This is a genomic window from Intestinimonas sp., from assembly GCF_026169115.1.
In the GTDB taxonomy this organism is placed as follows: Bacteria; Bacillota; Clostridia; order Oscillospirales; family Oscillospiraceae; genus Intestinimonas.
In genome coordinates this window covers 1-12,959 of the sequence record NZ_JAPFEA010000127.1, presented here as the reverse complement: position 1 = coordinate 12,959, position 12,959 = coordinate 1, and the positions used below count along the sequence as shown (strand labels likewise).

21 protein-coding genes and 1 pseudogene are annotated in these 12,959 nt (G+C 61.7%); 6 read left to right on the top strand and 16 right to left on the bottom strand.

The window, feature by feature from the left end; translation table 11 throughout:
- The first annotated feature begins 8 nt into the window (after positions 1 to 8).
- On the top strand, positions 9 to 158 hold the full coding sequence (locus tag Q0Y09_RS13275) for an IS3 family transposase (protein ID WP_367184382.1): 150 nt from the start codon (positions 9 to 11) through the stop codon (positions 156 to 158).
- 83 nt (positions 159 to 241) lie between these two features.
- Here Q0Y09_RS13275 and Q0Y09_RS10930 read toward each other — a convergent pair whose 3' ends face one another.
- Positions 242 to 469 (bottom strand): helix-turn-helix transcriptional regulator, encoded by a 228-nt coding sequence (locus tag Q0Y09_RS10930; RefSeq protein WP_297721401.1) that lies wholly within the window; start codon positions 467 to 469, stop codon positions 242 to 244.
- A gap of 102 nt (positions 470 to 571) precedes the next feature.
- On the opposite strand from Q0Y09_RS10930, the gene Q0Y09_RS10925 reads away from it, so the two are divergent.
- Positions 572 to 763, top strand: coding sequence for a hypothetical protein (locus tag Q0Y09_RS10925; protein WP_297721398.1), 192 nt, complete (start codon positions 572 to 574; stop codon positions 761 to 763).
- Positions 764 to 1,036: 273 nt separating this feature from the next.
- On the opposite strand, the gene Q0Y09_RS10920 is transcribed toward Q0Y09_RS10925, so the two are convergent.
- Positions 1,037 to 2,101, bottom strand: coding sequence for a HAMP domain-containing sensor histidine kinase (locus Q0Y09_RS10920; RefSeq protein WP_297721395.1), 1,065 nt, complete (start codon positions 2,099 to 2,101; stop codon positions 1,037 to 1,039).
- Between the two features lie 293 nt (positions 2,102 to 2,394).
- Between Q0Y09_RS10920 and gap the strand changes: the two genes are divergently transcribed.
- From gap to Q0Y09_RS10900, 4 genes are all read left to right on the top strand, one after another.
- Positions 2,395 to 3,408 (top strand): type I glyceraldehyde-3-phosphate dehydrogenase, encoded by a 1,014-nt coding sequence (gene gap / locus Q0Y09_RS10915; protein WP_297721392.1) that lies wholly within the window; start codon positions 2,395 to 2,397, stop codon positions 3,406 to 3,408.
- Between the two features lie 134 nt (positions 3,409 to 3,542).
- Complete coding sequence (locus Q0Y09_RS10910) at positions 3,543 to 3,917, top strand: GntR family transcriptional regulator (protein ID WP_297721389.1); 375 nt, start codon at positions 3,543 to 3,545, stop codon at positions 3,915 to 3,917.
- A gap of 1 nt (position 3,918) precedes the next feature.
- On the top strand, positions 3,919 to 4,779 hold the full coding sequence (locus tag Q0Y09_RS10905; protein WP_297721386.1) for an ABC transporter ATP-binding protein: 861 nt from the start codon (positions 3,919 to 3,921) through the stop codon (positions 4,777 to 4,779).
- Positions 4,776 to 5,411, top strand: a complete 636-nt coding sequence (locus Q0Y09_RS10900; RefSeq protein ID WP_297721382.1) for an ABC-2 transporter permease — start codon at positions 4,776 to 4,778, stop codon at positions 5,409 to 5,411. Before Q0Y09_RS10905 ends, Q0Y09_RS10900 begins: the two co-directional genes overlap by 4 nt.
- A 66-nt stretch (positions 5,412 to 5,477) precedes the next feature.
- Here Q0Y09_RS10900 and Q0Y09_RS10895 read toward each other — a convergent pair whose 3' ends face one another.
- From Q0Y09_RS10895 to Q0Y09_RS10830, 14 genes and pseudogenes are all read right to left on the bottom strand, one after another.
- Positions 5,478 to 5,702: a DUF3343 domain-containing protein gene (locus tag Q0Y09_RS10895; RefSeq protein WP_297721380.1), complete on the bottom strand. Its 225-nt coding sequence runs from the start codon at positions 5,700 to 5,702 to the stop codon at positions 5,478 to 5,480.
- A 135-nt stretch (positions 5,703 to 5,837) separates the two neighbouring features.
- Positions 5,838 to 6,179, bottom strand: a complete 342-nt coding sequence (rplQ, locus tag Q0Y09_RS10890; protein ID WP_297721377.1) for a 50S ribosomal protein L17 — start codon at positions 6,177 to 6,179, stop codon at positions 5,838 to 5,840.
- A gap of 153 nt (positions 6,180 to 6,332) precedes the next feature.
- The gene (locus Q0Y09_RS10885; protein ID WP_297721375.1) at positions 6,333 to 7,289 is read right to left on the bottom strand and encodes a DNA-directed RNA polymerase subunit alpha; all 957 of its coding nucleotides are present in this window, start codon (positions 7,287 to 7,289) and stop codon (positions 6,333 to 6,335) included.
- A gap of 121 nt (positions 7,290 to 7,410) precedes the next feature.
- Positions 7,411 to 8,013 (bottom strand): 30S ribosomal protein S4, encoded by a 603-nt coding sequence (rpsD, locus tag Q0Y09_RS10880; RefSeq protein WP_297721372.1) that lies wholly within the window; start codon positions 8,011 to 8,013, stop codon positions 7,411 to 7,413.
- A gap of 21 nt (positions 8,014 to 8,034) precedes the next feature.
- A complete protein-coding gene (gene rpsK / locus Q0Y09_RS10875; RefSeq protein ID WP_130848319.1) occupies positions 8,035 to 8,439 on the bottom strand; it encodes a 30S ribosomal protein S11 in 405 nt (134 codons plus the stop codon).
- Between the two features lie 15 nt (positions 8,440 to 8,454).
- Positions 8,455 to 8,823 (bottom strand): 30S ribosomal protein S13, encoded by a 369-nt coding sequence (gene rpsM / locus Q0Y09_RS10870; protein ID WP_130848320.1) that lies wholly within the window; start codon positions 8,821 to 8,823, stop codon positions 8,455 to 8,457.
- Positions 8,824 to 8,841: 18 nt separating this feature from the next.
- The gene (gene rpmJ, locus Q0Y09_RS10865; protein ID WP_006573428.1) at positions 8,842 to 8,955 is read right to left on the bottom strand and encodes a 50S ribosomal protein L36; all 114 of its coding nucleotides are present in this window, start codon (positions 8,953 to 8,955) and stop codon (positions 8,842 to 8,844) included.
- Positions 8,956 to 9,157: 202 nt separating this feature from the next.
- Positions 9,158 to 9,376, bottom strand: a complete 219-nt coding sequence (gene infA, locus Q0Y09_RS10860; RefSeq protein WP_033116889.1) for a translation initiation factor IF-1 — start codon at positions 9,374 to 9,376, stop codon at positions 9,158 to 9,160.
- A gap of 2 nt (positions 9,377 to 9,378) precedes the next feature.
- The gene (locus Q0Y09_RS10855; protein ID WP_297721367.1) at positions 9,379 to 9,672 is read right to left on the bottom strand and encodes a KOW domain-containing RNA-binding protein; all 294 of its coding nucleotides are present in this window, start codon (positions 9,670 to 9,672) and stop codon (positions 9,379 to 9,381) included.
- Entirely contained in the window at positions 9,672 to 10,430 is a 759-nt protein-coding gene (map, locus tag Q0Y09_RS10850; RefSeq protein WP_297721360.1) for a type I methionyl aminopeptidase, read from the bottom strand. The genes Q0Y09_RS10855 and map overlap by 1 nt, the downstream gene beginning before the upstream one ends.
- 2 nt (positions 10,431 to 10,432) lie before the next feature.
- Positions 10,433 to 11,074 (bottom strand): adenylate kinase, encoded by a 642-nt coding sequence (locus Q0Y09_RS10845; protein ID WP_297721357.1) that lies wholly within the window; start codon positions 11,072 to 11,074, stop codon positions 10,433 to 10,435.
- A 12-nt stretch (positions 11,075 to 11,086) separates the two neighbouring features.
- Positions 11,087 to 12,412 (bottom strand): preprotein translocase subunit SecY, encoded by a 1,326-nt coding sequence (secY, locus tag Q0Y09_RS10840; protein WP_297721354.1) that lies wholly within the window; start codon positions 12,410 to 12,412, stop codon positions 11,087 to 11,089.
- 1 nt (position 12,413) lies between these two features.
- Complete coding sequence (rplO, locus tag Q0Y09_RS10835) at positions 12,414 to 12,854, bottom strand: 50S ribosomal protein L15 (RefSeq protein ID WP_297721351.1); 441 nt, start codon at positions 12,852 to 12,854, stop codon at positions 12,414 to 12,416.
- Between the two features lie 15 nt (positions 12,855 to 12,869).
- Positions 12,870 to 12,959 (bottom strand): annotated as a pseudogene (locus Q0Y09_RS10830) (50S ribosomal protein L30); the annotation flags it as partial.

The window sequence follows — 12,959 nt, the reverse complement described above, 5'->3', positions numbered from 1 at the left end:
TCTTCTCTATCCTCAAAACAGAGTGTATTTACCGGCACAAACCAGCGACCTTTGCTGAAGCAAACGAAATGATCGACCGCTATATCTATTTTTACAACCGTGAGCGCATCCAGTTAAAAACCGGAGAGGCGCCGCTGGCGCGACGCCTCTCCACTTAAAACTCAATATTTCCTACCAGGGGCGCTTTTTTGTGCCGTCCGCATAATCTGGGGCAGTTCAGGCGCGGGGGAGCTTTTTGTCTTTATGGGTCGTCTTCCTCCACGATCTCAAAGAGGTCCTCCACCCCGCAGTCCAGGGCGGTGATGATCTTGGAGAGGTTTTCTGCATCATAACGCAAAACACTATTTTTATAATATCCATCTATGGTCTGATATTTGATACCCGTTTTTTGTGCCAAAACATACCGCGTCATCTGGCGTTCTTTCAAACAGCGGTCCAGTTTTAATCTCAGTTGTTTCAGAACTATCACCTTATTTCAGTATATACATACTAAAGGCAATAATTCTAATTGACAATTTCACGATACAGGTATACACTCCTTATTGGATATATCAGGAAAGGAGATGGACTAATGCCCAATTATAAAAAGCTCTATACCACCCTTTTCAACGCCGTCACGGACGCCCTGGAGGACCTCGGAAAGCAAAACTATGGCCTGGCGGCGGAGTGCCTGATGCACGCCCAGCTGACCACAGAATCCCTCTACATCGAATCCGGCCTGAAAAAAGAGAAAAACCACACCGAAAAAGAAATCGGCGCATAGCGGGAGCGGACAGGTTGTCCGCTCCCGTTTTCTGTTGGCGTCTCCCGGAGGTTCTTCTACACTCCGGGCGTCCCGGGCGTTACATGACCCCGTCATTCTGAGGCAAAGCCGAAGAATCCGTCTTCCATTCCTCTGCTGACGTGCAAGAGACGAAGAAACGGATGCTTCGCTGACGCTCAGCATGACGCAGGGAGAAAACAGCCCGGGCGCACACACAAACGCCCCCCAAAAGCAAACCGGGCGGGGAGCATCCCCGCCCGGTGGAAGGCATCGCTATTGCAGATCTTCAAAGTTATAGACCTCCGGCGGCAGCACGTCGGAGAGCTCCACCAGCACCGGCAGGAAGCCGCCGCTGTAATCCGCCTTCGGGCTGCGGAGGGGTTCCCCCTGCTCCGGCTTCTGAATGGGCAGGGAGACCACGCACCGGGTGACCCCCTCCCGGCTTTCGACCAGCACCGCGCCGCCGTGCAGGGAGGCCACCCGCCGGACCAGCTCCAGCCCCAGGCCCAGCCCCGCCTTCGGATCTAAGGAGGGGGCCTGGGCCCCGCCAAACAGGCGAGACAGGTCCTTTTCCTCCAGGGGACGCCCGCTGTTCCACACCGTCACCACCGCCCGGCTGCCCCGGACGGCCAGCTTCAGCCCAAACCGCCCCGTCCGGCCCGCGGCCTTCATGGCGTTGGAGAGCATGCACAGCAGCATCCGCTCCAGCAGCCGGTCATCCCCCACGGTGAGCAGGCCGGAGGTCTCCAGGGACCAAGTGAAGGCGCAGCCGCTCATGCGGCACAGGCCTTCCACCTGCTCCGCCGTCTCCCGACACAGGCCGGCCAGATCCAGACTCTGGGGCTGCCACTGGCCTTCGTCTCCCCCGCTGGCCAGGTCCAGATGGTCGGCCATGCGGACAATTCGGTAAAGACCCTGGTGGAGCACATTCAGATAGCGCTGTGCGCGGGACTCGTCCACAGGTCCCTCCGTGGGGTCCAGGCCCTGGATGGCCATGGAGAGGGAGGCCGTCTCCCGCCGGAGCTGGAGGACCAGCCGCTCCGGCCCGGGCAGGTCCGCCCCCTCCGTCCGGGGCCGCAGGACCACCAAACTCCCCTCTGCCGCCGCCTGGACGGTGGCGGTACAGGGCCAGCCGTCCACTGTCCCCGCCGCAGCCGCCGGCGGCAGGATGTCGCCCAGCAGCTCGGCCAGGGCCACCGGGGTCTCCTCCCCCGCCCCCAGGCCGGGGAACCGCTCCTCAGCTGCCCGGTTGCAGTAGACCACCCGGCCCTCCCGCAGCAGCAGCACCGGCTCGGCAAAGCCGTCAAAAATGCTCAGGTCCATCTCTTTTTCCCGCAAAACGCACCGCCCCTTTTCGCCGGACTGCGGTCCGGCCTGCTCCACCCCCGGACCGACTACATGTGCCTTAGTGTTTGCCGCCGGCGGCAAAGGTACTTTTTTTAAGTGTACCAAATTCTGGGCTTTCTCACAAGGTAAATGTCGAATTTTGTCGAATTTTCTTTTTCACACTTGCTTACAATCGAAAGTAAAAGAAATTTCTTTAGAATACCTCTTGATAAAATTCTGAAAGTGCATTATAATGGGGCCCGTAAAGAGGACCCATCGATCATAAATAAGGAGAGAATGCAGCTATGAGCATCAAAATTGGTATCAATGGCTTCGGCAGAATCGGCCGCCTCGTGTTCCGCGCCGGCCTGACCCGTCCCGACGTGGAGTTCGTGGGGATCAACGATCCCGGCATGACTCCCGACTATATGGCTTATATGCTCCGCTATGACACCATTCACGGCCGCTTCGACGGCACCATTGAGTACGACGAGAACTCCATCACCGTCAACGGCCACAAGGTGATGGTCTACGCCAAGATGAACCCCTCCGAGATTCCCTGGGGCGAGATCGGCGCGGAGTACGTGGTGGAGTCCACCGGCCTGTTCCTGACCAAGGAGAAGGCCCAGGGCCACATCGACGCCGGCGCCAAGAAGGTCGTCATGTCCGCCCCCTCCAAGGACGACACCCCCATGTTCGTCATGGGCGTCAACCACGAGACCTATGACTCCAGCATGAACTTTGTCTCCAATGCCTCCTGCACCACCAACTGCCTGGCCCCCATCGCCAAGGGCCTCCACGACAACTTCGGCATCACCGACGGCCTGATGACCACCGTGCACTCCGTCACCGCCACCCAGAAGACCGTGGACGGCCCCTCCAAGAAGGATTGGCGCGGCGGCCGTGCGGCTACCTATAACATCATCCCCTCCTCCACCGGCGCCGCCAAGGCCGTGGGCAAGGTCATCCCCGAGCTCAACGGCAAGCTGACCGGCATGTCCATGCGCGTCCCCACCCTGGACGTCTCCGTGGTCGACCTGACCGTCAACCTGGCCAAGCCCGCCAAGTACGACGAGATCTGCGCCGCCATGAAGAAGGCTTCCGAGGGTGAGCTCGCTGGCGTGCTGGGCTACACCGACGAGGACGTGGTCTCCTCCGACTTCATCAGCGATCCCCACACCTCCATCTTCGACGCCAAGGCCGGCATCGCCCTCACCGATACCTTCGTGAAGGTCGTGTCCTGGTACGACAACGAGTGGGGTTACTCCAACAAGGTGGTGGACCTCATCACCTATATGTCCTCCGTGGACCACAAGTAAGTCATTCCCTTTACAGAAAAACTGCCGGACCGCATGGTCCGGCAGTTTTTTTATTTTCCCCCTTGACAAGTGGGGCCCTCTGTGTCTATACTGTATATGCTGGATATATACAGTATAGCATCTCGAGGTGAATCATGGACATCATCATCAGCAACAGCGCCGGCATGCCGATCTACGAGCAGATCACCCAGCAGATGAAGGGCCTCATTCTGCGGGGCGAGCTGCGTGAGGGGGAGGCCCTCCCCTCCATGCGGCTGCTGGCCAAGGAACTGCGCATCTCGGTCATCACCACAAAGCGGGCCTATGAGGAACTGGAGCGGGAGGGCTTCCTCACCACCGTGCCCGGAAAGGGCTGCTTTGTGGCCCCCAGGGACCTGGAGCTGGTCCGGGAGGACTGTCTCCGCCGGGTGGAGGAGCACCTCTCCCAGGCGGTGGACATCGCCAAGGGCGGCGGCATCTCTCTGGCGGAGCTTACCGGTGCGCTGAACATTCTGTATGGAGACGACTAATATGGCATCTATCATCGAAGTGCAGGGTCTCTGCAAGGACTACGGCGGTTTCGCGCTGGACCACGTGGACCTGACCCTGCCCGGGGGGACCATCCTGGGCCTCATCGGGGAAAACGGCGCGGGCAAGACCACCACCATCAAGGCCCTGCTGGGCCTCATCCGCCGGGACAGCGGCTCCGTCAAGCTCTTTGGCCGGGAGGTCACCGCCGGCGACCCCGCCCTCCTGGAGGACGTGGGCGTGGTGCTGGATGAGCTCAGCTTTCACGACCCTTTGAAGGTCCCACAGGTAGGCCGCATCCTGGCAGGGGTCTACCGCAGCTGGGACAGCGGACTCTTTGACAGCCTCGTAGACCGCTTCCAGCTGCCCCGGGCCCGGAAGCTCAAGGAATTTTCCAAGGGCATGCGGATGAAGCTCTCCATCGCCACCGCGCTGGCCCACCACCCCCGCCTCCTCCTCCTGGATGAGGCCACTGCCGGGCTGGACCCGGTGGTGCGCAGCGAGCTGCTGGACCTGTTCCTGGACTTTATCCAGGACGAGGACCACGCCATCCTCCTCTCCAGCCACATCACCAGCGACCTGGAGAAGGTGGCCGACTATGTGACCTACCTCCACCAGGGGCGGGTGGCCCTGCACGGGGCCAAGGATGAGCTGCTGGACACCTACGGTCGGCTGGTGTGCGCACGAGCCGATCTGGCGGCGGTGGACCCCGCCCTGCTGGCGGGCACCCGGGTAGGCCAGTTCGGCTGCGAGGCCCTGGTGAAGGACCGGATGGCCTTCCGGCGGCGGTATCCGGAGCTGACGGTAGACCCGGTGACCCTGGAGGACATCATGGTATTTACAGTAAGGGGGGACGCATCATGACCGGCCTGCTCAAAAAGGACCTCTATCTCTCGGCCAACATGTTTCGGAGCTATGCGGCGGTGGCCGCCATCTTCAGCGTTCTGACGGCCTTCCACATCTTTGACATCTCCTTCTTTGTCTCCTATGTGTCCGTCATGTGCATCATGATCCCGGTGAACCTCTTCGCCTACGACGAACAGGCCCGCTGGGACAAGTACGGCGCCGCCTTCCCCTGCGGAAGGTCGGGCATGGTGCTGGCCCGGTACCTCTTCACTCTGCTGATCTGCTGCGGCTCCCTCCTCTTCTCCCTCCTTCTCCAAGCCGCGGTGGCCTGGGCCACCGGGGTCCAGGGGGTGGACCGGCTGGAGCTCCTCCTCAGCGGCCTTCTCCCCGCCGCCTACGGCTGCTTCATGAACGCCCTTCTCCTCCCCCTCCTCTACAAGTTCGGCTCCCAGAAGGGCCGGATCTATCTTCTGATGGTCATGGGGCTGGGCGTGGGCCTGATCTTCGCCACGATGGCCATCCTCAAGGAGCTGAATTTCTCCGTCAGTCAGTTTTCCCTCTCCCTCCTTGCCCTGCCTCCTCTGGGACTGCTGACCCTGATCCCCTCCTATTTCCTCTCCAGGCGGATCTTTTTCCACAAGGACCTCTGAAACGGTGCAAAACGACAGGCGCCGGGGCTTCTGCCCCGGCGCCTCAGCTTGTCGAAAAGACCTGTTTTATTCCAGCATCCGCCATCCTGTCCCCTCCCGGCGGTACAGGAGCTCCGCCCGGTCCACCGCCGGCGGTTCCCCCTCCCACTCAAATTCCACACAGGTCCCGCAGGATGTGGAAAGTTCCCGCGGCACCGGCATGAGCCGGGTGGCGGCAGCGCCGGCGCTGCGGAGGACCCGGCTGGTCAGGATGCTGTCAAACTGCGAGGAAAAGGTGGCCAGATAGGTCACAGCGGACCCTCCTTTCTCCTCCCCGGTGGGAGGCAGCCCTGTTGGATGTTCCTGGAAGAAGAAAGCCCCTTATGTATCCCTGGTGCACCGGGGATACATAAGGGGCTTTTCTCATTCAGCAGGGGATTGTGTCAATCACACCAGCTGCACAATGGCCATCTCGGCGGCATCGCCCCGACGGGGGCCAATCTTCACCACGCGGGTGTAGCCACCGTTCCGGGAGGCATACTTGGGGCCGATCTCGTCGAAGAGCTTCTTGGCCACATCCTCCTTGGTGATGAAGGCCAGAGCCTGACGATAGGAGGCCAGGTTGTTGTGCTTGGCCAGGGTAATCATCTTCTCGGCCGCAGGAGCGACCTCTTTGGCGCGGGCGTAGGTGGTCTTGATCTGGCCGTTCTCCAGCAGATAGGTCACCATGGCGCGGAGCATAGCCTTACGCTGGTCAGAACGCTTACCCAGCTTACGATATCCGGACATTGTGAAACACTCCTTGATCGGCGTTTCGCACAGCGAACGCCCTTCTCTGTAAATTCGTCCTGAGGGCCTGGGCCCTCGGGAGGACTGGCCGGGGACCTGCCCCGGGTCCGGGAGGGGACGTTACATGCCCCCCGGACCGCCCTCCGGCAAAACTTAGTTGCCGCTGTTGTCGTCGCTGGCCAGGGAGAGCCCCATCATGGCCAGCTTGTTGATGACCTCCTCCAGGCTCTTGCGGCCCAGATTCCGCACCTTCATCATCTCATCCTCGGTCTTGGAAATGAGGTCCTCCACCGTGTTGATGTTGGCGCGCTTGAGGCAGTTGAAGGACCGGACCGACAGATCCAGCTCCTCAATGGTCAGCTCCAGGACCTTATCCCGCTGGGCCTCCGCCTTCTCCACCACCGTGGACTTGTTGCCCATGGTCTCCGAGAGATCGGTGAAGAGCATGAAGTGGTCCACCAGGATCCGGGCGCCCAGACTCACCGCATCCCGTGCGGTGATGGTGCCGTTGGTCCATACCTCCAGGGTCAGCTTGTCGAAGTCGGTGAGGTCGCCCACACGGGTATTCTCCACCGTGTAGTTCACCTTCTTCACAGGCGTGTAGATCGAATCCACCGGAATCAGACCGATGACTGTCTGGGCCGGCTTATTCCGGTCGGCGGGAACGTAGCCCCGGCCGTGGGACAGGGTCAGCTCCATATTGAAGGAGGCGTCAGGGCCCAGAGTGGCAATGTGGTGATCCGGATTGAGGATCTCCACCTCGCCGTCGGCCTTGATGTCCCCGGCGGTGATCTCGCACTCGCCGCTGGCCTCGATATAGACGGTCTTGACGCCCTCGCTGTGGAGCTTGGCAATGATGCCCTTCACATTGAGGACGATTTCAGTCACATCTTCCTTGACGCCGGGAATGGTGCAGAACTCGTGCTGGACGCCGGCGATCTTGATGGAGGTCACCGCGGTGCCAGGCAGAGAAGAGAGCAGGATCCGGCGCAGGGAATTCCCCAGAGTGGTGCCGTAGCCGCGCTCCAGCGGCTCCACCACATACTTGCCATAGGAGCCGTCGCCAGGGTTTTCCACGCATTCGATGCGCGGCTTTTCGATTTCTACCATGAAACAGTTACCCTCCTTGTTGCGGCGGCGGAGCGGGGACGCTCTGCCGTATCGTCGTTAGGTTCATTGGGGCGCGGGGGGCGATGCCCCCGCACTCCCACAGTCGAGGGTATCAAATCAATTACTTGGAATACAGCTCGACGATCAGGTGCTCCTCGATGGGCAGGTCGATGTCTTCCCGGGCGGGCATCTTGGTAACGGTGCCGCGCAGGGTGTTCTTCTCCCGCTCCAGCCACTGGGGCAGTGTGACCATCACGGCGTCCTCGCCGGTGAGGCGCTTGAACTTCACGGAGGCGCGGCTCTTCTCCGCCACCTCGATGACGTCGCCCACGCTCACCAGGTAAGAGGGGATGTTCACCCGCTTGCCGTTGACGGTGAAGTGACCGTGGTTGACCAGCTGACGGGCCTCGCGGCGGGTCATGGCAAAGCCCAGACGGTACACCACGTTGTCCAGGCGGCGCTCCACCAGGACCAGCAGGTTCTCGCCGGTCTTGCCCTCGGTCTTGGCAGCCCGGTCATAGTACATGCGGAACTGCTTCTCCATGATGCCGTAGACGAACTTCACCTTCTGCTTCTCAGCCAGCTGCATCGCGTACTCAGACTGCTTCTTGCGGACGTTGGCCTTGGGGTTGCGGATGGTGGTCTTCTTGGCGTATCCCATAGCCGCCGGGGAGATGTTCAGCGCCTTGCAGCGCTTGGCCACGGGTTGCATATTCTTAGCCATATACGATCTTCCTCCTTTTGCTCAGACGCGGCGGCGCTTGGGCGGACGGCAGCCGTTGTGGGGGACGGGGGTCACGTCCTTGATGAGGGTGACCTCAAGGCCCACGGCCTGCAGGGCGCGGATGGCGGCCTCACGGCCGGCGCCGGGGCCCTTCACGTACACCTCCACGGTCTTCAGGCCGTGCTCCATGGCCGCCTTGGCGGCGGTCTCGGCAGCGGTCTGAGCGGCGAAGGGGGTGGACTTACGGGAACCACGGAAGCCCAGGCCACCGGAGGAGGCCCAGCTCAGGGCGTTGCCGCCCATGTCGGTCACAGTGACCATGGTGTTGTTGAAGGAGGAGCGGATGTGCACCTGGCCCTTCTCAATATTCTTACGCTCGCGGCGCTTCCGCACCACTTTCTTGCCGTTCTTAGCAGCAGTAGCCATGTGTATCTCCCTCCCTTACTTCTTCTTGTTGGCGACGGTACGCTTCGGGCCCTTGCGGGTACGGGCGTTGGTCTTGCTGCGCTGGCCGCGGACAGGCAGGCCCTTGCGGTGCCGCATACCACGGTAGCAGCCGATCTCGGTCAGGCGCTTGATGTCCATCGCCACGTCCCGGCGGAGGTCGCCCTCCACAGTGTAGCCGTTGGCGATGACCTCGCGCAGCTTGGCCTCGTCGTCCTCGGTGAGATCCTTCACGCGGGTGTCGGGGTTGATCCCGGCCTCCTTGAGGATCTTGTTGGCGCTGGTGCGCCCAATGCCGAAGATGTAAGTGAGGCCGATTTCTACTCGCTTATCCTTCGGCAGGTCAATACCGGCAATACGTGCCATATTTCTTCAGCGCCTCCTTTAACCTTGTCTCTGCTTGTGCTTGGGGTTTTCGCAAATAACCATGACTTTGCCCTTGCGCTTGATGATCTTGCACTTCTCGCACATGGGCTTCACGGACGGTCTGACTTTCATTGTTACAACCTCCTGATGAATGCCTGATGGCCCCTCGTCGTCGCGGGCTGCGCGGCGTTCGCCCCGCCCTACGGACAGGGCTCGCTCTGCTCCGCCGCTCCTCCTCTCCCAAACGGGAGTCTCTCCCGTTTGGGTCCCCCGGCGGAGGCAAGGCCCCGCCGGAGCATGGTCCGCGGCGATTCGGTCGTTGATATTATCCGTTTTACTTGCTTCTCCAGGTGATCCGGCCCCGGGTCAGGTCGTACGGAGACATCTGCACCGTCACCTTGTCACCGGGCAGGATCCGGATGAAGTTCATGCGGAGCTTTCCGGAAATATGGGCCAGAATGATGTGCCCATTCCCGATGTCCACATGGAAGGTCGTGTTGGGCAGGGATTCGGTGACGATCCCCTCCAGCTCGATCATATCGCTTTTTGCCAAGCCTAGTTCCCTCCTTGGTCTGACTCGTCACGGAAGGCGGCCAGCGCCCTCCGGAGTTCCCTGTCGGACACCGGGCGCCCCTCCTGGAGCTTCCGGATGGCCTGATGCCCAAAGGTGCCGAAGCTCACCATATTCAGGTGGCCCAGCTTCTTCCGCTTTGGGCGCATCACTTTTCTGCGCTTGCCGTCGGCCACCAGGAGGCGTTCTGCCTCCTGGTCCATGCCGATCACGCAGAGCAGGGTATCCTTGTCGTGCCCCGCTGTGGACCTTGCGATCCAGCCCGTGTAGTCGAACATCACAGGTCGCCGCCCAGGGGGGTGAGGAGCTCGGGCTCCCCCTCAGTGATGAGGATGGTGTTTTCGTAGTGGGCGGCCAGCGAGCTGTCCACCGTCACGGTGGTCCAACCGTCTTTCAGCACCCGGACCTCCCAGCTTCCGGCGTTGACCATGGGCTCCACGGCCAGCACCATGCCGGGCAGCAGCCGGGGCCCGTGTCCGGCGGGGCCGAAGTTGGGCACCTCCGGGGGCTCGTGGAGCTTGGCGCCCACGCCGTGACCCACAAAGCTGCGGACCACGGAGTAGCCGTGCTTTTCCACATACTGCTGCACCGCGTGAGAAATATCGCTCACCCGGTGGCCCGGCGTGGCCATCTTGATGCCCTCGAAAAAGCTCTGACGGGTCACGTCGATGAGCTTCCGGGCCTCGGGGGAGATGGTCCCGCAGGCGAAGGTGCCGCAGCAGTCCCCGTGGAACCCGTCCAGATAGGCGCCCACATCCACGCTGACGATGTCGCCCTCCACCAGCTTCCGGTGGTCCGGAATGCCGTGGATGACCACTTCATTGATGGAGATGCAGGCGGAGCCGGGGTAGCCGCTGTAATTGAGGAAGGAGGGCTCGGCGCCATGGGAGCGGATGAAGTCCCGCACCGCATGGTCGATCTCCAGGGTGGAGATACCCGGCCTGACCATGGAGCCGGCCAGCGCCCGGGCCTGGGACGTCACCGCCCCGGCCCGGCGCATCAGCTCGATCTCACGGTCGGATTTAATGGAGATCATGTTCAATGGGATGCCTCCAGGACCTGCTTGATGGCCCGGGTGGTATCCTCAATGGTACCCAGGTCCCCGGGCACCACATTGAGTTTTCCACGCTCCTGGTAGAAGTGCTTCAAAGGCTCGGTCTCATCGTGATAGACCACCAGGCGGGCCCGGACGGTCTCAGGCTTGTCGTCGTCCCGCTCCACCAGCTCGCCGCCGCACAGGTCGCAGACGCCGGCGGTCTTGGGGGGCTTGGACCCTACATGGAAGGGCGTGCCGCAGTGGGTGCAGACCCGCCGGCCATCCATGCGCTTGACAATAGCCTCGTCAGAGATTTCCAGGGAGAGGACGTGGTCAAACACGATGCCGTGGGCCTCCAGGGCCTCGGCCTGGGCAATGGTGCGGGGCACCCCGTCCAGGATGAACCCGCCCGCGCAGTCGGCCTCGGCCAGCCGCTCCTGGATAATACCGATGATGACCTCGTCGGGCACCAGCTTTCCGGCATCCATATAGCTCTTGGCCTCCAGCCCGATGGGGGTGCCGGCCTTGACGGCGGCCCGGAGGATGTTGCCGGTGGAGATGGTGGGGATGTTCAGGTCGCGGGAGAGGACCTCGGCCTGGGTGCCCTTGCCGGCGCCCGGAGGCCCTAACAGGATCAGCTTCATGCCGTTACCTCCTTACTCCAGGAAGCCCTTGTAGTGACGCATGAGCATCTGGGCCTCCAGGGCCTTCATGGTTTCCAGAGCCACGCTGACCACGATGATGATGGAGGTACCACCAATGGCCAGATTCTGCACCCCGATGATGTTCTGGGTCACGATGGGGGCGATGGCGATGATGGACAGGTAGATGGCGCCGAACAGGGTGATCTTGCCCAGCACCTTGCTGATGAAGTCGGCAGTGGGCTTACCGGGACGGAAGCCGGGGATGAAGCCGCCGTTCTTCTTCAGGTTGTTGGCCACCTCGATGGGGTTGAACTGCATGGTGGAGTAGAAGTAGCTGAAGCCCAGGATCAGGAGGAAGTAGATGACGGAGTACAGGATACCGGTGGTATCAAAGACCCGCATCAGACCGCCGCCGAAGCCAGTGCTCTCGGTGGTCCAGCCGGCAAACATGCCGATGGTGGCGGGGAGAGAGGCAATGGACTGGGCAAAGATGATGGGCATAACGCCGGACATGTTCACTTTCATGGGAATGTGGCTGGACTGGCCGCCATACATCTTCCGGCCCACCATCCGCTTGGCGTACTGCACGGGCAGACGGCGCTCGGCGTTGGAGATGAAGACGATGAGGACCACGATGGCCAGCATGCCGATGACGATGAGGAGGGCACCCCACCAGGGCAGGACGAAGCTCCCCTCGGGGGGAGTCTCCAGGAAGGAGGCCCGCACGCCGTACCACATGGTCATGACCATGCTGGGCACGCGGGAGACGATGCCGGCGAACAGGATGATGGAGATGCCGTTGCCGATGCCGAACTCGGTGATCTGCTCACCCAGCCACATGACAAAGGCGGAGCCGGCGGTGAAGCTGAGCACGATGACGATACCGGCCCAGATGCTGTTCATGCCGCCCAGATCCAGCAGCCCGTTGGCGTTAATCAGGGTGTAGTAGCCAAAGCCCTGGAGCAGGGCGATGGCCACGGTGGTGTAGCGGGTGATGGCCGCGATCTTCTTCCGGCCCTCCTCGCCGCCCTCCTTCTGGAGCCGCTCCAGAGCGGGGATGGCGACGGTGAGGAGCTGGATGATGATGGAGCTGTTGATATAGGGCTGCACACCCAGGGCAAACACCGTGGCGCTGGCAAAGGCGCCGCCGCTCATGGCGTTAATCATGCCGAAGATGGTGTCGCTCATGCTGCTGAGGTAGAGGCTCAGCGCGTTCTTATCCACGAAGGGGACAGGCACGGCCGTGCCCAGCCGGAAGATGAGCAGGGCGAAGACGGTAAACATGATCTTTTTCCGCAGCTCAGGGATCTTCCAGGCGTTACGGATGGTCTGGATCACGTCAGACCACCTCGTACTTTCCACCTGCCGCCACGATCTTCTCCTTGGCGGAAGCGGAGAAGGCGTTGGCCCGGACAGTCAGCTTCTTCTCGAGGCTGCCGTTGCCCAGGATCTTCACGCCGTACTCGCACTTGGAGAGGATGCCCATCTCCAGAAGGTCGCAGACGTTGACGGTGGCCCCATCTTCAAACTTGTTCAGGCTGGAGACATTGACGATCTCCAGGGGCTTGGCGAAGATGTTGTTGAAGCCCCGCTTGGGGATGCGGCGCACCAGAGGCATCTGGCCGCCCTCAAAACCGGCGCGGACGCCGCCGCCGGAGCGGGCCCACTGGCCCTTCTGGCCGCGGCCGCCGGTCTTACCATTGCCGGAGCCGGCGCCCCGGCCCTTGCGGTAGGCCTTGGTGTTGGAGCCGGCGGCGGGGGAAAGTTCATGCAGATTCATGTGTCGCGCCTCCTTTTAGTTTTCCTCGGTGACCTGGAGCAGGTACCCGATGTGGGCGATCTTGCCGCGGGTAGCCGCGTTGTCGGGCTGCACGGTGGTATCGCC

What these genes read in the sequence shown, in the direction of transcription:
- Q0Y09_RS10900 (WP_297721382.1), top strand. Translation starts at nt 4,776, where the DNA reads ATGACCGGCCTGCTCAAAAAGGACCTCTATCTCTCGGCCAACATGTTT.
- Q0Y09_RS10885 (WP_297721375.1), bottom strand. Translation starts at nt 7,289, where the DNA reads ATGGTAGAAATCGAAAAGCCGCGCATCGAATGCGTGGAAAACCCTGGC.
- map (WP_297721360.1), bottom strand. Translation starts at nt 10,430, where the DNA reads ATGATCTCCATTAAATCCGACCGTGAGATCGAGCTGATGCGCCGGGCC.
- Q0Y09_RS10845 (WP_297721357.1), bottom strand. Translation starts at nt 11,074, where the DNA reads ATGAAGCTGATCCTGTTAGGGCCTCCGGGCGCCGGCAAGGGCACCCAG.
- rplO (WP_297721351.1), bottom strand. Translation starts at nt 12,854, where the DNA reads ATGAATCTGCATGAACTTTCCCCCGCCGCCGGCTCCAACACCAAGGCC.
- rpmJ (WP_006573428.1), bottom strand. Translation starts at nt 8,955, where the DNA reads ATGAAAGTCAGACCGTCCGTGAAGCCCATGTGCGAGAAGTGCAAGATC.
- Q0Y09_RS10855 (WP_297721367.1), bottom strand. Translation starts at nt 9,672, where the DNA reads ATGTTCGACTACACGGGCTGGATCGCAAGGTCCACAGCGGGGCACGAC.
- rpsD (WP_297721372.1), bottom strand. Translation starts at nt 8,013, where the DNA reads ATGGCTAAGAATATGCAACCCGTGGCCAAGCGCTGCAAGGCGCTGAAC.
- rplQ (WP_297721377.1), bottom strand. Translation starts at nt 6,179, where the DNA reads ATGTCCGGATATCGTAAGCTGGGTAAGCGTTCTGACCAGCGTAAGGCT.
- Q0Y09_RS10910 (WP_297721389.1), top strand. Translation starts at nt 3,543, where the DNA reads ATGGACATCATCATCAGCAACAGCGCCGGCATGCCGATCTACGAGCAG.
- Q0Y09_RS10925 (WP_297721398.1), top strand. Translation starts at nt 572, where the DNA reads ATGCCCAATTATAAAAAGCTCTATACCACCCTTTTCAACGCCGTCACG.
- rpsM (WP_130848320.1), bottom strand. Translation starts at nt 8,823, where the DNA reads ATGGCACGTATTGCCGGTATTGACCTGCCGAAGGATAAGCGAGTAGAA.
- gap (WP_297721392.1), top strand. Translation starts at nt 2,395, where the DNA reads ATGAGCATCAAAATTGGTATCAATGGCTTCGGCAGAATCGGCCGCCTC.
- rpsK (WP_130848319.1), bottom strand. Translation starts at nt 8,439, where the DNA reads ATGGCTACTGCTGCTAAGAACGGCAAGAAAGTGGTGCGGAAGCGCCGC.
- Q0Y09_RS10905 (WP_297721386.1), top strand. Translation starts at nt 3,919, where the DNA reads ATGGCATCTATCATCGAAGTGCAGGGTCTCTGCAAGGACTACGGCGGT.